This window comes from Microbacterium sp. NC79, assembly GCF_019061125.1.
Taxonomy (GTDB): Bacteria; Actinomycetota; Actinomycetes; order Actinomycetales; family Microbacteriaceae; genus Microbacterium.
In genome coordinates this window covers 447069-465368 of record NZ_JAHQYI010000002.1, presented here as the reverse complement: position 1 = coordinate 465368, position 18300 = coordinate 447069, and the positions used below count along the sequence as shown (strand labels likewise).

22 protein-coding genes and 1 rRNA gene are annotated in these 18300 nt (G+C 64.1%); 12 read left to right on the top strand and 11 right to left on the bottom strand.

All coding sequences use genetic code 11. The annotated features are described in order from the left end of the window. Positions 1-2 precede the first annotated feature (2 nt). Positions 3-119 (top strand): 5S ribosomal RNA (gene rrf, locus KTJ77_RS12445). Between the two features lie 90 nt (positions 120-209). Here rrf and KTJ77_RS12440 read toward each other — a convergent pair. Further along, positions 210-617, bottom strand: a complete 408-nt coding sequence (locus tag KTJ77_RS12440) for an SRPBCC domain-containing protein (protein ID WP_217338850.1) — start codon at positions 615-617, stop codon at positions 210-212. A gap of 51 nt (positions 618-668) precedes the next feature. Next, positions 669-1091 (bottom strand): hypothetical protein, encoded by a 423-nt coding sequence (locus KTJ77_RS12435; protein ID WP_217338849.1) that lies wholly within the window; start codon positions 1089-1091, stop codon positions 669-671. A gap of 89 nt (positions 1092-1180) precedes the next feature. Between KTJ77_RS12435 and KTJ77_RS12430 the strand changes: the two genes are divergently transcribed. Beyond that, positions 1181-1822 (top strand): copper resistance protein CopC, encoded by a 642-nt coding sequence (locus tag KTJ77_RS12430; RefSeq protein ID WP_217338848.1) that lies wholly within the window; start codon positions 1181-1183, stop codon positions 1820-1822. Between the two features lie 466 nt (positions 1823-2288). On the opposite strand, the gene KTJ77_RS12425 is transcribed toward KTJ77_RS12430, so the two are convergent. The 3 genes from KTJ77_RS12425 to KTJ77_RS12415 all read right to left on the bottom strand — a co-directional run bounded on the left by KTJ77_RS12425 (position 2289) and on the right by KTJ77_RS12415 (position 3672). Continuing rightward, on the bottom strand, positions 2289-2630 hold the full coding sequence (locus KTJ77_RS12425) for a DUF6804 family protein (RefSeq protein WP_217338847.1): 342 nt from the start codon (positions 2628-2630) through the stop codon (positions 2289-2291). Positions 2631-2652: 22 nt separating this feature from the next. After that, positions 2653-3072: a hypothetical protein gene (locus tag KTJ77_RS12420; RefSeq protein WP_217338846.1), complete on the bottom strand. Its 420-nt coding sequence runs from the start codon at positions 3070-3072 to the stop codon at positions 2653-2655. 165 nt (positions 3073-3237) lie between these two features. After that, positions 3238-3672, bottom strand: coding sequence for a DUF4878 domain-containing protein (locus KTJ77_RS12415; protein WP_217338845.1), 435 nt, complete (start codon positions 3670-3672; stop codon positions 3238-3240). Positions 3673-3855: 183 nt separating this feature from the next. Between KTJ77_RS12415 and KTJ77_RS12410 the strand changes: the two genes are divergently transcribed. Further along, entirely contained in the window at positions 3856-4287 is a 432-nt protein-coding gene (locus KTJ77_RS12410; protein ID WP_217338844.1) for an SMI1/KNR4 family protein, read from the top strand. Positions 4288-4345: 58 nt separating this feature from the next. On the opposite strand, the gene KTJ77_RS12405 is transcribed toward KTJ77_RS12410, so the two are convergent. After that, entirely contained in the window at positions 4346-5260 is a 915-nt protein-coding gene (locus KTJ77_RS12405; protein ID WP_217338843.1) for a hypothetical protein, read from the bottom strand. 72 nt (positions 5261-5332) lie between these two features. Between KTJ77_RS12405 and KTJ77_RS12400 the strand changes: the two genes are divergently transcribed. Beyond that, the gene (locus KTJ77_RS12400) at positions 5333-6274 is read left to right on the top strand and encodes an aldo/keto reductase (protein WP_217338842.1); all 942 of its coding nucleotides are present in this window, start codon (positions 5333-5335) and stop codon (positions 6272-6274) included. 70 nt (positions 6275-6344) lie between these two features. Here the strand turns inward: KTJ77_RS12400 and KTJ77_RS12395 are convergent, their stop codons facing one another. Beyond that, positions 6345-6764, bottom strand: coding sequence for a rhodanese-like domain-containing protein (locus tag KTJ77_RS12395; protein WP_217338841.1), 420 nt, complete (start codon positions 6762-6764; stop codon positions 6345-6347). Between the two features lie 289 nt (positions 6765-7053). Between KTJ77_RS12395 and KTJ77_RS12390 the strand changes: the two genes are divergently transcribed. The 7 genes from KTJ77_RS12390 to KTJ77_RS12360 all read left to right on the top strand — a co-directional run bounded on the left by KTJ77_RS12390 (position 7054) and on the right by KTJ77_RS12360 (position 12954). Continuing rightward, complete coding sequence (locus tag KTJ77_RS12390; RefSeq protein ID WP_367948919.1) at positions 7054-7914, top strand: DsbA family protein; 861 nt, start codon at positions 7054-7056, stop codon at positions 7912-7914. Between the two features lie 2 nt (positions 7915-7916). Next, the gene (locus KTJ77_RS12385) at positions 7917-8738 is read left to right on the top strand and encodes a cytochrome c biogenesis CcdA family protein (RefSeq protein WP_217338840.1); all 822 of its coding nucleotides are present in this window, start codon (positions 7917-7919) and stop codon (positions 8736-8738) included. A 113-nt stretch (positions 8739-8851) separates the two neighbouring features. Further along, positions 8852-10750, top strand: coding sequence for a radical SAM protein (locus KTJ77_RS12380; RefSeq protein WP_254367776.1), 1899 nt, complete (start codon positions 8852-8854; stop codon positions 10748-10750). Further along, on the top strand, positions 10743-11057 hold the full coding sequence (locus KTJ77_RS12375) for a hypothetical protein (RefSeq protein ID WP_217338839.1): 315 nt from the start codon (positions 10743-10745) through the stop codon (positions 11055-11057). Before KTJ77_RS12380 ends, KTJ77_RS12375 begins: the two co-directional genes overlap by 8 nt. A 1-nt stretch (position 11058) precedes the next feature. Further along, on the top strand, positions 11059-11877 hold the full coding sequence (locus tag KTJ77_RS12370; RefSeq protein ID WP_217338838.1) for a prolipoprotein diacylglyceryl transferase: 819 nt from the start codon (positions 11059-11061) through the stop codon (positions 11875-11877). Positions 11878-11958: 81 nt separating this feature from the next. Beyond that, positions 11959-12576 carry a hypothetical protein gene (locus KTJ77_RS12365; RefSeq protein ID WP_217338837.1) on the top strand — a complete coding sequence of 206 codons (618 nt, stop codon included), beginning with the start codon at positions 11959-11961 and terminating at the stop codon, positions 12574-12576. A gap of 168 nt (positions 12577-12744) precedes the next feature. Continuing rightward, the gene (locus KTJ77_RS12360; protein ID WP_147826681.1) at positions 12745-12954 is read left to right on the top strand and encodes a cold-shock protein; all 210 of its coding nucleotides are present in this window, start codon (positions 12745-12747) and stop codon (positions 12952-12954) included. A gap of 260 nt (positions 12955-13214) precedes the next feature. Here the strand turns inward: KTJ77_RS12360 and KTJ77_RS12355 are convergent, their stop codons facing one another. The 4 genes from KTJ77_RS12355 to KTJ77_RS12340 all read right to left on the bottom strand — a co-directional run bounded on the left by KTJ77_RS12355 (position 13215) and on the right by KTJ77_RS12340 (position 17197). Next, complete coding sequence (locus tag KTJ77_RS12355) at positions 13215-14450, bottom strand: hypothetical protein (protein ID WP_217338836.1); 1236 nt, start codon at positions 14448-14450, stop codon at positions 13215-13217. A gap of 2 nt (positions 14451-14452) precedes the next feature. Next, on the bottom strand, positions 14453-15124 hold the full coding sequence (locus KTJ77_RS12350) for an HAD hydrolase-like protein (RefSeq protein ID WP_217338835.1): 672 nt from the start codon (positions 15122-15124) through the stop codon (positions 14453-14455). A 43-nt stretch (positions 15125-15167) separates the two neighbouring features. Further along, positions 15168-15863, bottom strand: coding sequence for an endonuclease NucS (nucS, locus tag KTJ77_RS12345; protein ID WP_217338834.1), 696 nt, complete (start codon positions 15861-15863; stop codon positions 15168-15170). 110 nt (positions 15864-15973) lie between these two features. Continuing rightward, positions 15974-17197, bottom strand: coding sequence for an MFS transporter (locus KTJ77_RS12340; RefSeq protein WP_217338833.1), 1224 nt, complete (start codon positions 17195-17197; stop codon positions 15974-15976). 58 nt (positions 17198-17255) lie between these two features. Here KTJ77_RS12340 and KTJ77_RS12335 point away from each other — a divergent pair, with 58 nt between their 5' ends. Further along, complete coding sequence (locus tag KTJ77_RS12335) at positions 17256-18296, top strand: LacI family DNA-binding transcriptional regulator (protein WP_217338832.1); 1041 nt, start codon at positions 17256-17258, stop codon at positions 18294-18296. The last annotated feature ends 4 nt before the right edge of the window (positions 18297-18300 follow it).

Below are 18300 nucleotides of genomic sequence, written 5' to 3'. Positions count from 1 at the left end.
GTTTCGGCGGCCATAGCGAGAGGGAAACGCCTGGTTACATTCCGAACCCAGAAGCTAAGCCTCTCAGCGCCGATGGTACTGCAGGGGGGACCCTGTGGGAGAGTAGGACACCGCCGGACTCCTTTTAACAAAAAGGGCCACCCAATGCTGGGTGGCCCTTTTTGCGTTGTATGCCCACTTTTCGAAACGCCTGGTCGCGGGCTGCACGCCTATGCGTATCGGGTAATGAGCCGCTGTAAACAGTGCTCCCAGCCCTGGCGCAGGTCGTCAAGTTCGTCATCCGATGCCTGGTGGGTGACGATGACAGTCGTGGCCCCGGCAGCAGCATCCGCCAGCGCTACCCGCGCAACTGATGGTTCCGGAACCTCGTGAGAGTCTTCCCACTGCCAGCTGAACTCGAGATGCTCGCCGTCTGCAACGCTGCGATACTCGCCGTGCACCCCGATTCCGGCGCCTGCTGAGGCGAAGCGGTAGGCGCCACCAGGGCGGATATCGGCAGCGTACGTGGTGTCGTCAAACGGCCACCACCATTCGGCGAAGGCCATCATGTCGACGAAGTCACGCCAAACGGAAGCCCGGCTCGCGTTGACTTTGACCTGCAGTGAGAGATCTCCCATGCAAAGAGGGTGTCATACGCGGCCGGGCTACACCACGGGCTGTGGCGAAAGCTATTCGACGAGCAGATCCTCAACCGCGTAATCAGCGTCGAGCTGTACGTAGATCACAAGGTCGGGGTAGCTGTGCTCGGCGGTGAACTCGAGCGTCACAACGCCGTCGGTGAAGACGGCAACGCCAATGAGTTCCATGTCGCCGGCGAGCTTGCGGTAGTCCTCTTCCTCGATCTCGCGCTCGAGCTGCTCGAATGCAGACTCGGTGAGTTCGCGGACGACCTCCTCCTCGATTGCCTCCAGCTTCTCCGCGCTCAGGCCGTCGAGAGCCTCATCAGCGAGCGTACGCAACTGGGCTTCATCGGCGGTCAGGTCGTCATCCTCATCGACCCACCGCAGCGCGACACTCTGGCCGGTCGGCAACAGGATCAGGGCAACGGGATCGTCGTCTTCGTCCAGGTGGAAATCGGTGATGTCAGCCATGTCAGCTCCAATAGATCGGGTACTACTCAACGCTACGGCAGAGCCGAGCGAATCGGGTTCTCTCAGGACAACCGCGGGATAATGGAACCATGTCTGTCGCGTCGCGTGTTCGTTCGGCCCTTGTAGGCACCGCTGTTGTGCTGCTCGCAACGTTGGGCTTTGCCTCTCCGGCATCCGCTCATGATGCGCTTGAGAGCTCCGACCCGGTGTCGGGCAGCAGCGTCGAGGTGGCGCCCGCGCAGATCACGCTGAACTTCACTGCGGACCTCATGCCCGACGGCGCAGAGGCCGAGGTCTTCGCTGCCACGGACCCGGTCGCAGCATCCGAAGCGGGAGAGACCGACTGGAGCGCGGGTGACGCTGTCGTCGACGGGATGAGCCTCATCATTCCGCTGCAGGAAGGGTTGCCTGCCGGCACCTACTCCGTCAACTGGCGCGTTGTCTCCAGCGACGGCCACGCGATCTCGACGTCTTCCGCTGACATCATCAGCTTCACGGTGACGAAGGGCGTTCCGATGGTTGACCCCGTCGAGTCGCCGTCACCGACCCCGTCAGCGACACCGACAGAAGAGGCGACGGCGGTCCCGGCCGCGACGCCTTCTCCTGAGGCCACGGCCGACGCCGAGGAGTTGCCTGGACTCTCGCCCGTGGTGATCTGGGCGTTGGTGATCGGTGGCGTCATTCTGCTGGCACTGCTCGCAGTCATCGTGCGCTTCTCGCGCCGGCCGTAACGCCACAGCCGCGCGCGTGCGGTCACCTATGGACTTGCCGCAAGAATGCACGCCAGTGGCACCGTTGTGTTGACAGCGCCGTGTGCGTTCCGTAGCGTGAAAACGCGGAACCTCGGGGGCGGGATGAGAATTCTCATTGTCACCAGGTTCAGCCGCTCCTTCGTAGTGTGCGCATCGCCACGAAGGGTGAGGGGATCACGGCTGGAGGTCGTCTACACGACGACGCCTGCTGGCTACCCCGAGCCTGGAGCACGAGGCCCAGCAGGGGAACCCGCACTTGATCACGATCCCCCCTCACGTCGATGAGGTGCTTCCCCTGCTGGGTCTATACCCTCACGAGTGGGTCATTAACACACACCACGGCCCAGGGGCGGAACCAGACGGCTGCTGGTGACGGCGCGTCAGCTGGCCGGATCGGGTCCGCGCACCATAGCCCAGGGGCGGAATCAGTCGTGAGCTGGGCGCGTCAGCTGGTGACGGCGCGCGGCGTCTTGATCAGCACGCCAGCGACGAGAAAAGTGACGGCCGCGACCGGGGCAGCGATCGCAAAGAAATCAGCGCCCAGTTCAAGCGGGAAGAACGGGTTCCACAGCACGGCGATGATCGCCATGATCGGGAGCCACCACCACTGGCGACCCTGAAATGCGTACCAACCCACGATGACGGCGAAGATGGCGGCGACAAATCGCGTGACCAAGGGCCATTCACCTGCGACAAGCAGCGGCGAAATAAATAGGTACGCAGCAACGAGCAGGCTCGGGGCAAGGGCATTGCGCTGATAGGGGGGAAGGTCGGATGCCGCAGGCATGTCACGTCACTTTCTCGTGGACTCAGCTGGGCGAGTCCATGTACCACTTACCGTCAATCTTACGCAGGGCAAAGACACTGGTTTGGCCATGGAAGATATCGCCGTTGATGTCTTCGAGTTTGATGGTGGCAGTGTCGCCTGTCACGGTGGCCTTATCGATCGTGACCTCGGTGATGCCCTCGGCTTCGAGCTCAGGGGCAAGCGCGTCGCTGAGAATCGTGATGCTCTGCACACAACCGTCCCAGTCCGGGTCGTCAGAGGGCACGACTTCGCCCTCCCGCAGGCTGAGGCCGCACACGGTCTCGCCGTCGCCAGCGATCATCGCGTTCATAAATGTCTCTGCCGTCGCAATGACGGCATCCTCTTCGCTGGTTCCGCTGCAGCCGGCAAGGCTCAGCGCCAGCGCGGCAATCGTGGACGCAGTGAGCAGCTTCTTCATCATGGTTCCTTGATAACACGCGGTGCTGGGTGTGCGCATTGCGCATGCTGTGGCACCCCGGCATTCTTTCGCCGCAAGGCTCGCGGCGAAAGCAGTCATACAAAGACAGGCAAGAGACGACGATGGGGCGGCTTTCCGTTCGGAAAACCGCCCCATGAAAACGTCAGATTAGCCCTCGAACGAGTCCTGACCGAGGTACCACTCGCCGTCAACCTTCGTCATCGTCAGCGACTCTTCGCCGCCCAGAGCGCCAGCGCCCTTTGCGGTGACCTTGGCGCTGTCGCCCTTGATCTCAACCTTGGTGACTTCGATCTTCTCGACGCCAGCCTCTTCCATCGCGTCCTTGAACAGGTCGCCCATGCCGTCGTACGTGGTGGTGCACAGCTCGTACGTTGCCGAGTCGTCCTTCATCGGGGTCTCGGCGTCAACGAGCATGACGTCGCAGGCAGCCGTACCGTCGCCCGCAATCAGGCCGTCAAAGAACTGTTCAAAGCGGTCGGCGACCTTGCCTTCTTCGCCGCCGCCAACTCCGCCGCCCGAGCATGCTGCGAGGCTGAGCGAGAGAGCTGCGACCGCACCGAGTGCCATCAGTTTGCGCTTCATAATCTTCTCCTGGTGTAGGTGGAACCTTTTTCCAGGGGTGTGCGCACGCGCACAAGTCTGTCCCCCTCATGCCGCGATCGTCCCGCCTCACGACATGCCCTCATTCTATGGCGCGCACCCGCCATCGCAATATTCGCCCCGTGCCCTCTCGGCGAATACTCCGGTTCCGTTCTACGGTGAGGTGTGCCTATTTCGCCAACCGACCCCCGGTTCCGGGCGCTACCCGATGCCACGCGGGAGGTGTCAGCCGACGTGCGCGCGTTTGATGCTGCGACGGCGGCGCGCGTCTCGACGGAGTATCTCGACCATGGCTACTGGGAGGGCCTTGAGGTCGATCGGCGGTGGCTTGTCATCGGCGATAACCCCATCGGCGATCACTGGCTCCTGGGGCCGGACGGTGAGGTGTGGTTCTTCGATCACAACTTCGGCGAGCGGGCGGTGCACCTGTTTGAACCGTTGCAGATCTCGGTGGCGGAGTGGCTCATGATGGCGCACCTGCTCGGCCGTGCAGAACGTGCGACCGCACCGATCGATCCCGACCGGTTGACTGCCGCGATCGCCGCCATCTCACCCGACCTCGCCGAACGCTGGCCTTACGAACTCGACTCGCTGTAGTCGCGCACACGGCCGACTGTCGCGGAGGCGGCTGGAGGCGGGGCGGAACCACGGGGCGCTATGCACCGATGGCGCGCCGCCAGTAGCTCAGCAGCAGGGCGCCCGCCTCGTCGTGAATGTAGTCGTCAAACGTGAGCACCTGATATTCGCGCTCGAGAACGCCGTCGGCAGGACGAACGTCGACGTGCGCGACGTTCATGCCTGCCGCGTGCACGTAGTCGGCCATCTTGTAGTCGCTGCGGGAATCGCCGACGCTACGCCATTCGCGGGGCAGGTGACCGAGCCGTGCGAAGTACTCGATGGCGCGTTCGGCACCCCGGTCTTTATCGAGCAGCACCGACTCGATGTCGGTGGAAATAATCGTCGGGTCAATACGAAACGGCGTTGCACCCTTCGCATCAACATGCGACTGCTCGCCGTAAGAGAGACCGACACCGAGGCCAGCGAGCAGATCAAAAGCTGCCGCCTGAAAGTCGTCTTGGCGGGCGCGGTACGCGTCACTCGACACATCCGTGCGCTGCTCGACGGAAATCATCGCGCGCTTGGTCTCGTCAAAGAACATGGTGTCGCTGAATCGTGCAGCGACGAGTTCGCGGATTCCGGCGATGGCCTCGGCAGAGAATGCGACAGACTCGTCGATCACGGTGTCGCTCATGCCGTCGGAGTCAACGCGTGCCCACGCGCCGCCCTTTTCAAACACGCCAAACATGCGCGCACCTGGCTGACCGAGGGCGTCGCCGAGTCCGGCATCCCACAGCGGCGCGATGACCTGTTCGGCAATAAAGGCGTCAGAGCGACCCGTGATGAAAGCGATCGGAACCCCGGCTGCGGTGAGTGCGACCAGGTCGTCGACAATGCTGGGAATGGCGATGGAACGGGTAACCGGGCTCGCGATGGGCCCGTCGACGTCAAGCAAAAACCCGATCTCGATGGGGGAGGAGGTCGGCGTGTGCGCCTCAGCGTTTCGTTCCATGACGCCAGCCTACGTGGCCGCCCTCGCCTCGTGGTTCCGCCCCTATGCTCGAAGAAACGGAAAGGACGCTGCATGACTACTCCCGATGTTGGCCCCCTGATTCTTGGCGGAAACGTCTTCGGCTGGACTGCCGATCGCGACGACAGCTTTGCCGTACTCGACGCCTTCGTCGCCGCTGGCGGCCGCGCGATCGACACCGCAGACGTGTACAGCGACTGGGTGCCGGGGCACACCGGTGGCGAGAGCGAAACGATCATTGGAGAGTGGCTTGCCTCTCGGCCTGGCCTGCGCGACAAGCTCAACATCGGCACCAAGGTGTTCATGCACTCGGCGCGTCCGGGTCTTGCCCCCGCGAACATTCGCGCAGCGATCGATGACTCCTTGCGCCGGCTCCAGACCGACTACGTCGACATCTACTACGCGCACCGTGATGACCCCGCGGTCGAGCAAGCTGACTATCTCGCCGCATTCGACGCCCTCGTGCGCGAAGGCAAGGTGCGCGCGATTGGTATTTCGCAGTTCACGGCAGACCGCATTTCCTCGGCGGTGAACATTACCGAGGCGGAGAACCTCACCCCGATCACGTTCTCACAGGACGAATACAACCTGGTATCACGTGCGATTGAGCACGGATCGCTCCCCGTGATCGCCGACGCTGGCATCACCGAGGTTCCGTTCTTCTCGCTCGCCGCCGGATTCTTGACTGGCAAGTACCGTCCGGGTCACACGGTGCAGTCGGAGCGCCTCAACCGCGTCACCCCGCACCTGGAGAACCCGCGTTCTGTTGCCGTGCTTGACCTGCTCGATGAGATTGCCGCAGCGCGCGCGGTTCCGGTCGCGGCGGTGAGCCTGGCCTGGTTGCGGGCGCAGCCGACTGTTGCCGCGCCGCTCGCGTCGGCGCGCACGGTCGCGCAGCTCGATGCGTTGGTCGCGTCATTCGGCCTCGACCTCACCGACGACGAAGTCCAGACGCTCTCGGCGGCAACCGCTGAGCCCGCCGACGTCTCGGCATAATCTAAGAAAATGCGCGCCCCGGTCATCCTCGGGGCGCGCGGCTTCGTCGAGCCGGAACCGGAGGGGCCGGTTACGTGCGGGTGCGGATCCTCGGAATTCCGGTGAGGGGATCGATCGGGCGGCGGTGCACGCCGTCGGCATTTTCGACCGGGTAGCCTTCGCGCACCCAGTATTCGAACCCGCCGATCATTTCGCGTACTCGGTAGCTGAGTCGCGCGAACTCGAGGGCTCCCTTCGCGCCGGCATTGCAGCCAGGGCTCCAGCAGTACACGACGACCTCGGCGTCGGTGGGAATCTCTCGCGGCGCGCGCTCGGCGATCTCGGAGTAGTGCATGTGCACGGCGCCGACGACCCGGCCCTGTGCGAAGGCCTCGGCCGATCGCACGTCGATGACGACGATGTTCTTGCCGGCTCGCCGAGCGGTATGCACGTCACTGGCGTCGGTCTCACACTCGAGCTTGGCGGCGAAGTAGGCTGCGCGGTCCATCATTCCTCCATCACTGTTCAAAAGACGGCGTCCATCTCACCCACGATGGTGTCTCCGTCGATCGTAAAACGCCCACCGATGTATGCGGCGCGTTCCGGAACGTGCGGCGTACGGGCCCCGATCTCATTTCTCCCGCGTGGGTGCGCAGCAGCGGTGAGCCGCGGCCCCGCGCAGTTTCGACAGTACTCGCCGCGTCGCCGGGCATGGAACCTGTGGTGCGGCGAGTGCGCACGGGCGGGTGCGCTTTGCGGTAGTGAGCGACTGCTCAGGTGAAACCCCATAGCCTGGTGTGGTGACGAATGAGAACTCTGCCGCCGCCCACACCTCCGGATCCGCGACCTTTGCTGGCGGCGATGTCCTCAACGAAACGGAGACGTTGACGCGCAAGCTCCGCCGCTCTCGTACGCTGAACATCATTCTGGGTGCGGCGGCCGCGTTCCTTCTCGTCGTCGCCATCGCACAGCCGCTGTCGCAGCAGAAGCCGGCGTTGAACCTGGGCAACGACAAGGCTCCGAGCGTGGCCCCCACCGATGGCGCGCCCGCGGCAGACGGGCAGCCGGAAGAAACGGTTGACCCGAATCGCCCGGTGCTCGCCGAGCAGATCGCGAAGGCTGACCCCAACGACCCGATGGCGTATGGCGACATTGACGCCCCGCTCACCGTGATCGAGTGGACCGACTACCGGTGCCCGTTCTGCGCCAAGTTCACCAACGACACCATGCCTGTCGTGCTGGAGGAATACGTCGATAAGGGGCTCGTGCGTTACGAAGTGCGCGATGTGTCGTTCTTCGGTGACGACTCCACCGCAGCTGCCGTTGCCGCCCGCGCGGCAGGTAACCAGGGCAAGTTTGCCGAATACTTCGAAGCCATTTATGCGGCCGCGCCCCAATCGGGGCACCCGGACATGCCGCGCGAGAAGCTCATCGGCTTCGCCGAGCAGGTCGGTGTACCCGACATTGCGCAGTTCACCGCTGACCTTGACGACCCGACGCTCGCGGCGGCCGTTGCCACCTCCACAACTGAGGCGCAGCAGCTTGGCGTCACCGCGGTTCCGTTCTTCGTCGTCGGCGGCACGTACTTCTCTGGCGCACAGCCCATTGAGACGTTCCACAAGGTGATTACCGAACAGCTCGAGCTCGCCAAGGTCGAATAGCCATGGAGCTCGGTTTCGCTGGAGCGTTCATCGGCGGCGTGCTGACGCTACTGAGCCCGTGCTCGGTGCTGCTCCTGCCCGCGTTCTTCTCGTACGCGTTCGGGTCACCGACACGCATCGCGGGGCGCACCGGCGTCTTCTATCTCGGACTCATCACCACCCTGGTTCCGCTCGGCGTGCTCGCAGGAACCCTGGGCGTCTTCATCACCACGCACCGCAACGCCTTTGTGTTCTGGGCGTCGATTCTGGTGATCATCTTCGGACTGATTCAGCTGCTCGGCATCCCGCTGCCTTTTTTGAGCCGGTCGGCGGCGGGGGAGGGAACCACGACCCTGTCGGTCTACCTGCTCGGCACCGTGTACGGCATCGCGGGCGTGTGCGCCGGGCCGTTGCTCGGTGCGACGCTGACGGTTGCCGCGCTCAGTTCGAGCACGCTGCACGGCGGACTCATCATGGCGACTTTTGCAGCCGGAATGACGCTGCCTCTGCTCGTGATCGCGCTCATCTGGACCAGCGTTCCGGCGATTCGCAACCTGGTGAAGCCGCGCGAACTCGTGATCGGAAAGTGGCGTAACGCCTGGACCAACATCATCGGCGGACTGCTCATGATCGGCATGGGCGTGCTGTTGATTCTCACGCAGGGCACGGCGGGAATACCGAGCATTCTCGGCGCGGATGACCAGGCCGCGATCGAGCAAAGCGCGATGAATGCGACGGCGGGTGTTTCCGACATTGTCGCCATTGTCGTGGCCGTCGTCATTCTCGGCGGAGTCGCCGCACTGCTGACGTGGCGCACGCGTCGCCTCGCGAAGCAGAAGCGCTGACGCCGGTCGCTGTTCGGCTGACAGGTATCCACACCCCGGATGCTGCGCAGCAGCTATCCACACACCGGTCGGTGTGACACCCGTGGCGTGGCTCGCGCTGGTACCGTGCGCGTATGACCAATTCTTCGCCGGGGCAGCCGCTTCGTGACTATCGCATCCACCGTTATGTGAATGCGTTTTGTCCGCTCTGCCATGAAGAGGAGCCGGATCGGCCGCTCAGCGACGTGGCGCGGCTCTCCGGCTGGTTAGCTGTCGAAGGCGACACGGTCTATCTTGAGCGTGGCTGCCAGACGCACGGATTGATCCGGACGATGTACGACGAATCGGCCGAGATTCTGAGCTATCTGGAGGAGTGGACAGCCCCCACCAAGGTGCACGTGCCCGATATGCGCGGCAACTTTAAGCCGGTGCCGAGCGCGTATCTCGATGGCCTCCCCGAAATGCAGACCCAGCACACCTGCATCCTGCTCGAAGACCTCACCGACCATTGCAACTTGCGCTGCCCGACGTGCTTCGCCGAGTCGGGCCCCGCGGCTTCAGCGGTCGCGCCGCTCGCCGAAGTGCTGGCCTCCGTCGATGCGCGTCTGTCGCGGGAGAACAACCGCATCGACGTGCTCATGCTCTCCGGTGGCGAGCCGACGCTGTACCCGTGGCTTGAGCAACTCATTGAGCAACTGGTGGCCCGCCCCGTTGTGCGTATTTTGCTTAACTCCAACGGCTTGCGCATCGCGAATGACGACGAGTTTGTCGCGTTCTTGAAGAAGCACCGCGAGCGGGTTGAGATCTATCTGCAGTACGACGGAACCTCGGCCGAGGCTTCGAAGTTTCACCGCGGTGCCGACATTCGCCGGTTCAAAGAGCGGGCGATCGAGCGGTTGAGTGCTGCCGGGGTTTTCATGACCCTCACCATGACCGCAGCTCAGGGCGTCAACGACGGTGAGATTGGCGATGTCATCCGTGTCGCGCAGGCGACCCCCTACGTGGGCGGCGTCACGATTCAGCCGGTTTTTGGTTCCGGTCGCAACTCTGGCATCGACCCCAACGATCGCCTCACCCATACCGGAGTACTCACGCGTCTCGGGCCGCAGACCGACGGTGCAATCACGTGGCGCGACCTCACGGCGCTGCCGTGTTCGCACCCGCACTGCTGCTCGGTCGGCTACTTCTTGAAGGATGATTCGGCACAGTGGCGCTCGCTCACCTCGCTTATCGGGCATGAAAAGCTCAAGCAGTTTCTTGATCTTGAGCCCGACATGATCGCGAACCGCATCGCAGACAGCTCGATTAACGCGTCGATGAAGGAGGCGGTGAAGAACTCGCTGCTTGACCTGTTCAGCGAGCAGTCCAGCCTGTCGCACCCCTCGATGTCATCGATTTGGCGAGACATTTGCGTCAACTGCGACATCGGTATCGGAACCTTGACGGCGTTGGCAACGACCGTGCTGCCTGGTCAACACAAGCGGCTGCGCAAGATGCTCGGCGAGCGCGTGCTGCGCATCACGGTGAAGCCGTTTATGGACATCAACACCATGATCGAAGAACGCCTCACTCAGTGCTGCGTGCACGTGGCGACGGTCAACGACGACACCGCAGCGCACCAGTGTGCGCCGTTCTGCGCGGTGCAGGCGTGGGCGCCGCTGTCGCGCCAGCGCATTTCGACCGCGACCGCGCGCAACGCACAACCGGTCGGGCTCGGGCCGGTGATCAGCGTGCGCGATGGGGCTTCGGGCAGGAGCGCCGATGCCGACGCTGTCCGTGCCGAGGCGGAGCGTGTTGGGGCTGAGGCGCGGGGTGGTGCTGTGGCATGGGATGCGGTGACGCGCGATACGCGGAATACGGTGGCGCGCGACGGTGCCGAGGCGCGGGGCGCGGATGCGCGCGGTGCGGGAGCGCGCGGTGGTGCGGATGCGCGGGACGATGCCGATGCGCGCGATGCGCAAGCACACGGCGGTGCGGATGCGCGGGAAGCGGTGACGCGCGGTGAGGCGGAACCGGTGGGTGCGCATGAGTGAGATGCCACACGTTCGGCAGTATGACGAGTCGGTTGGGCTGCCGTTCGACCCGCTCCGGCTGTGCGTCTTCGCGACGATTGCCGCGATTGCGGCGCTCACCGGGCCGATTGCGGTGCTGGTGTTCGCCCTCGTCGCTATTGGCGGTTACCGGCGGGCGCGGGCGGCTGGCCTCTTGCGCTCGCGCTGCAAACTCGGCGACACCCGCCTGGTGCTGACGTATCTGGTGGCGCTCGCGGTGGTGGCGGCGGCGGCGATCCCGTTTTGGGTGTGGGGCGTTGTCAATCTTGTGAGCGGCTGGTTCAGCTGACATGTATCCCACGATTGACACCCTCCTCGGCTTCGGCCCGGCGATCGACACGCACTCCGCGTTCGTGCTGCTCGGGCTGATCGCCGCGGGTGTCATCTATTGGTGGGAGTTGCGCCGTCGCGGCGTGAGCGACCCGCGCATGCCGTGGCTCGTGATCGGCGCTCTCGCTGGCGGCAGCATTATGGCGCGCCTGGGCACCTGGGTGCAGCACCTCGACTTTTCTCAAAACCTGCCGTTTACCGAACACATGATTCGAGGCAACGCCTCCATCCTGAGCGGCCTCGTCGGCGCCTGGCTCGGGGTGCACATCGCGAAAAAGATCGTGGGGTACCGCGAACGCACGGGTGACTATTTCGCTCCTGCCGTGTGCGCCGCCCTCATCCTTGGCCGCATCGGCTGCCTCCTCACCGAGAACCCGGGCGCTCCCACCCGGGGTGGCTGGGGCATTGTGCTCACACCAGAACAGGCCGAGTACACCGGGTCGGCGGCCGGCGTGGGACTGCACCCCTCGTTTGTTTACGAGATCGCTTTTCACGCCATCATGTTCGTCGTGCTCTGGTTCTGGCTGCGGCACTCACGCCTCGCACCAGGGGAGATGCTGACTGTCTACATCGGCGCCTACGCAGTTTTTCGGTTCTTCGTAGAGTTCGTGCGGGCAAACGAGGTGGCTTTTCTCGGTCTCACGCGCCCACAGATGTTCTTGATCGTGACGATCCCGCTCTTTGCGGCGCGCATCATGTGGCTTGCGCGCCGCGGGCGCCTCCTGGTTCCGCGTGCTGCAGTATCCAGCGGACCCAATGCGCTGGAGGTGACCGCGTGATGGTGTCGGCTGAGCGGGATGAACACGGTGTCGAGGATTGGCGCGCCAGGTGGAAGCCGCGCACACAGTTGAGGAGAAGTGATGTCAACGAACGGTAATGGCCCCCGGCCGGAAGACGAACAGCCGATCCCCATCGTGCCGCCGCTTCCGCCCGAAGGCGCACCAGGCGCCAATGACCCGGGCACCCACGCCCCAGGCGCCCACGACCCGGGCGCCAATGACCCGGGCACCAATGACCCGGGCGCCCACGCCCCAGGCGCGTATACGCCACCGGGCGCAGGGGGCTCTGTGCCGCCGACGCCCGGTGCTTATGGGCCGCCAACACCCGGTGCTTATGGCCCGCCGACGCCCGGTGCTTATGGGCCGCCCGGCGCCGGCGGCTACCCGTATGGTTCCGGTGGGTATCAGCCAGGCATGATGCCGCCACCGGTGGAGGATCGTCGCCCAGGCATCTGGTGGGGCATCCTCGGCGGCGTTCTCGTTGTCGTGCTCTGCATTCTCTTCTTCGTTGTGACTGAGGGTGCTGGCGGCTTCGCAGGATTTGCCGGAATGACGCTGTCGTTTGCCGTGCTTCCGATCGTGGCCACGGCGCTCGTGATTCCATATCAAACCCGCAAGATCGGGCAGGGCATGTTCATCGTTCTCGGGGCGACGCCGCTCATCTGGTTCGGGGTCTGTGTGTCCGTGCTCACCGTCTAAGTGCGGCGCTTTCGGTGTCTGACCGCGTGTTTCCGAGACGTTGCTACAAGGCAACAATTACGTCACCTTCGTCATAATCCATTTTCAGGAGGCCAAGGAACCACTAGGTTGGTCACACAATCCCTACCCCAGGCTTGCTGTGTGGCGAGCCCGAAAGAACGGCAAAGAATGAGCAGCACCACCGGAACCGTCAAGTGGTTCAACTCCGAGAAGGGCTTCGGCTTCATCTCCCCGGACGAAGGCGGCGCTGACGTCTTCGCACACTACTCGGCGATTCAGACCTCGGGTTACCGCACGCTGGAAGACAACCAGCGCGTCGCATTCGACGTCGCCCAGGGCCCGAAGGGCCTGCAGGCAGAGAACATCACCGTTCTCTGATTCGATGACGAATCGGGCCCTCACGCGTGTGTGTGAGGGCTTTCGTCATACTTACGCCGGTGTTCACCACGCGGGCCGGCGAGCGCTATTCGCTCGCGAGTGGGCTGAGTGCTGGCCGTTGAGAGAGCGGCGCGAGTCGACACGGTGTGACATATTGCTGCGGCGTGCGGCATGCGGCGTGCGGAGTTTCGTCTCGGCGCTGCGCGTCTTCGTTTAACGTCCGCGGCGGGCCGGGACGTCCTGGCTAGGCAGCAGGCAGGTCAGCGACCGATCGTGCGTGCGTAGTTCGCGAGAGCCTCGGCGTCTTCGGCGTGCCGGATGGCGCGGCGCACCGCATCAAGAGCGGAAACGGCGTCTTCTGCACTGCGTGATGAGGCCATCGCATCGTGGGCCTCGGTCAACCGCACACGAGCATCAGCGCTCGATCCCTGCACGACAATCGCCTCCGCGTGCGCGATTGCACGGCGGGCTGTTGCCGTCGTTGCGGGGAGGGCGTTACGCGCACCCTCGATACGATCCCGGGCCGTGCGAGCATTGCCGAGCGCAACATCGAGACGATCTCGGATGCGGGAGATCTCGGCGATCACTGCGGTCGGTTCGCGGTCAGCACGCGGTTCAATCTGTTCGACATCGGCGAGAGCGCGCTCCAGCTCGGCACCAAAACGCTGTGCCGCCTCGACGGGCACTGTCTTCTGGAGGGCAACGCCCTTCGTAATGTCTGCGCGCACGCTCGCGAGTTCGCTCGCGACCGCGATGCTCGCATCGAGAACAGCCCGGTGTGCCTGATCGGCCACGAGAGACGCCGCCTCCGCTGCACGCAACTGCTTTTCGCCTGCCGCCAGGTCGGCCATGACTGACCTGCCCGGTTCGCTGACGTTCTCCTCCGCACGGGCGATGGCACGCTCGGCCTCGGCAAGGGCTCGCTCCAACGCATCGTTCGCGTCTTTTACTGGCGCCCACTCCGTAGCCGCGAATTGTGTAGCAAGGTCGCGCTCAAGCGCTGTCGGATCCCCCATCTCCGCGACAATTTCGGACAGTCGCCCGCGAGCTGCGGCCACCTGAGCGGGAGCATCGGCATTCGCGGTGAGCCACTTCTGGTGCTCCAGCTGCGCGTTTTCCAGCTTCAGCAGCGCGCGGTTGGCAAGATCACCCACGTGCCTGGCATCGCGTACCGCTCCGGGGTGTGAGTCTTTGTTCTCCAACGCCCGCTGGTAGCGCGCGAACGCATCATCGCGGGCATTCGCGGCGTGCGCTCGCGCGGCCGCGAGCGTGCGTGGTGCGGTGCCGCCATACATCGCGCCGGCGAGGCCCAGCTCAATGTCGCTCTCCTCGATCGCGGTGTCGAGTCGAAGCAACGCCTGCCCTGTGCGGGTCCACGTCACTTCACGACGTGCGCGCGCTCGCGGCGTGCGACGGTATCCGCGGATCGCAAGCCCTGCCACAAGACAAAGCACACCCGTGGTTCCGAAGACCACAATCCAGGGCAGCAACTCCATGGCTATGCCGTTAGGAGGAGGTCTCGAAGTTCGGCGGCGGTGGTGGCGGAGGCGATGGAACCATCCCCCTCGTGCGGGTGGCTGAAGCCCCACGTCACGTGGATGACGGGCACGCCACATGCGGCGCCACCCTCGACATCGTGGCGGCGGTCACCGATCAGAACCGGGCGCGACGTGTCAGCGCCCGCCGCTTCCAGGCGCTTGAGCGCTTCGCGCACGACGTCAGCCTTGGTCGCGCGCCGCACACCGTCGTCCGTCGCGCCGACCATAGCGACAAAGTCGCCGCTGATGTCGAAAGCATGGGCGAGTGGAACCACTTGGCTCTCCGGCTTGGAGCTGGCGATGGCCTGCGGTACGCCAGCAGCCGCGACCTCGCTGAGCAGATCGACGACACCGTCGTAGACGCGAGTACCTGCACCCATGTCGGTCAGGTCGTGTAGCGAGCGGTAAAACTCGACAGCGGAATGAGCCTCGTCGACGGAGAGCTCTGCATTGCGCTGGAACGACTCCAGCATTGGTGGTCCGATCCAATCGATAAGGTCGTCACGCGTCGGGGCGGGCTTACCGAGCCGATCGAACGTCACCTGCAAGCGCTGCAAAATGCCCTCGGACGCGTCGATGATGGTTCCGTCCATGTCCCATAAAACGCAGGACCACTGCGATGCTCCAGTCACCCTGCCACCCTATCGGGCATGGTGCGCTGAGCGGCGAAATGGCCTAGAACAGGGTCGGGGCTCCGGAATCGATGCCCTTCATAGCGTCATAGTCGAGCACGAGGCACTCGATGCCGCGGTCCGTCGCGAGGGTCCGGGCCTGAGGGGCAAACGCCTGCGCAGCCAACACGCCGCGCACTGGCGCGAGCACCGGGTCGCGGTTGAGGAGCTCAAGGTATCTGGTGATCTGCTCAACCGCATCAATGCCAGCGCGACGCTTGACCTCAACGGCGATGTGGGTTCCGTCTGCGGCACGAACCATGTGGTCAACGGGGCCGATCGCGGTCATGTATTCGCGTCGCACGAGGCTTGCGCCGTCTTCAACGAGTTCGATCTGCTCGGCAAGCAGGCGCTGCAGGTCGGCCTCGACGCCGTCCTTTTGCAGACCAGGGTCGATGCCGAGATCGTGGTTGGAGTCGTGAATCATCTCGTAGATGCGCACGGTGAGGGCATCGCCGGACTTCTTGTGCACGACTCGCCAACGCTCGACGACGCCCTGCGCCTGGTCATCGTCATCGAGGTCTTCGACGGCAAGCGAACAAGGCGGGCTCATCCAGTTCAGCGGCTTGTATGAGCCGCCGTCAGAATGCACCAGAAGGGAACCATCGCCCTTGTGCACGAGGAGGCGGGTGGCCTCCGGAAGGTGCGCATTTAGACGGCCGGTGTAATCAACGCTGCAGCGGGCAATAACAAGACGCACCCCGAAAGCCTACGTCACGGAATCGCGCGACACGCGCGCGTCATCTGCCCGTGTGCCAGAGGAAGCCGTGCGGCTGTGCATGCAACGCGCACTCGCCCCCGAAATCGCGGCTAGCTGTCTGCCCGTTGTGGCTTTGACTCCCGCGCGGATGCTGAGGCGAGTCCGGAAATGATGGCCAGGCCGACCAGGATGTACAGAGTGTTCAGCAGGCCAATGTTTTCGCTGATGAGGCCGAGGAGGGGCGGCCCGCAAAGAAAAGCGACATAGCCAATCGTTGCGACGGCGCTCACGCGAGCAGCGGCACGTGCCGGATCGTCGGCGGCGGCAGACATGCCGAGCGGGAATCCGAGCGAGACCCCTGCCCCCCACAGCACCGCAGCCACAAACACGAGTTCGACGGAGGGGGCGAGAATGAACAGCACCATGCCGGTCGTCGCGCTGAGGGCTAGCGCACGCAGGATGGCGACGCGGCCGAAACGGTCAACGAGCGGGCCGCCGAACAGGCGCACCACCGTCATGCTCACCGAGAACGTTGCGAGCCCCAGCGCGCCCAGCGCCTCCGTGGTTCCGTGGTCTTCCACCATCGCCAGCGCAAGCCAGTCGTTCGCACCGCCTTCGGCGAACGACATGCCGAGCATCACAAGGCCGATGCCATACGTGCGTGGGTCTTTCCACGCTTCGATCATTGGTGCCAGGCGCTCGCGCCACGATGGCCGGGCGCTTGGGGTCTGGGAGACGGCAGCTTCGACGGCCGAGCGCGGCACATTGGTGAAAGCCAGAATCGCGGCCAACGAGATGAGTGCAGCCATGACCGCCGAGTGCGCGGCAACCGAGAAGTCGAGGCGAATCGCGAGCGCCCCGAGGGATGCCCCGGCAACGGTGCCGAGGCTGAAGAGACCGTGGAACATCGGCAGGAGCGTCTTGCCTGTGTGGTTTTCGATCGCCGCACCCTCGACGTTCATCATGATGTCGGTGGCACCATTTCCGAAGCCGAAGAGAAACAGCCCTGCCATCACGAGGGGATAGGAGTGCGCGACGTCGGTACCGAGGCCGATAATCACGAGGCCGACGGCGAAGATCACGATCGTAATGGGCATGGCGCGACGCGTACCGAGCCTGGCAATCAAGAACGACGCGATGCTGAGACCGAGGAGCGAGCCGATGCCAGCCCCCAGCAACAACAGCCCCACCTGCAGGTTGTCGATGCCGAGCGCGACCTTGATCGCGGGCACACGGGCTCCCCACGTTGCGATGCTGAGGCCACTGGCAAAGAAGATCGCGAAGATCGCGAGCTTCCACCGTAGAAGTTGGCCTCGAGTCGTTACCTTATCCACCCGCCTAACTGTACCGAATCGATTCGATACGCGATACTGTCGAGAGGGGAGGAGACCGATGGCAGGCAAAGTGACAATCGCTGACGTGGCACGTGCTGCGGGTGTGAGCGCATCGACAGCATCGGTCGTCTTCAGCGGCAAGATCAAGGTGTCAGACGAGACCGCCGCCCGCGTGCGCGCAGCCGCCGCCGAGCTCGGTTACCGCGGCCCCAACCCGCGCGCGGCATCCCTCCGTACCGGACGCTCAGGCGTCGTCGGGGTGGTCTTGACGTCATCGCTACGCACCGCGTTTCTTGACCCCATTGCCATCGCCACGATGGATGGCATCGCGACCTCGGTTGCGCACCTCGGTGCGGGTATCCTGCTCCTTCGCGACGATGGCCAAACGCCTGCCGCCACCGAGGTTCCGCTCGATGCCGCCGTCATCTTCGGATCCCACAGCAATACCTGTGACCTTGTGCAGACCCTGCGCGAGCGTGGCATCCCTGTGGTCACCGTCGAAGGAGACCCCGCGTGGGGGGTGCCGGTGATTTCTCTCGACAACACCGATGCGCAGGCGCAGCTTGCGCATCATTTGTCCGGTCTCGGCCACCGTGACGTCGCGGTCGTATCGCTGCGCTGGGGGCCTAACTCTGAACCGGGGTTCGAGTCGGCGACGGGGAGGCCAGGCATCGATGTCACACGCGAGCGACTGGCGGGTGTGCGAGAAGTTTTCGATAATCCCATTGTTTTTTCTGCCCGCGGATCGTCAGTCGACTTCGGTATTGAAGCGGCACGCGCGATTCTCGATCGGCACCAGCCAACGGCGATTTTGGCGCAGAGCGATTTGCTCGCGGCTGGCGTGATCCGAGCGGCGACAGAACGGGGTTTGCGGGTACCAGAAGACCTGTCTGTGACTGGTTTTGACGGAGTCGCCGTTGACGGTCTCGCCCCCTATCAACTGACTACGTTGCACCAACCGGCATATGACAAAGGCCGGGCGGTCGGAGACGCGATCTCTCGGTTGCTGCACGGGGAAAACGCGCCCTCTGTTCGCTTTACGTGCACGTTCCGTCCTGGCAATACGACGGCACCACCACCGCAATCGCCGGTAAACTAATACA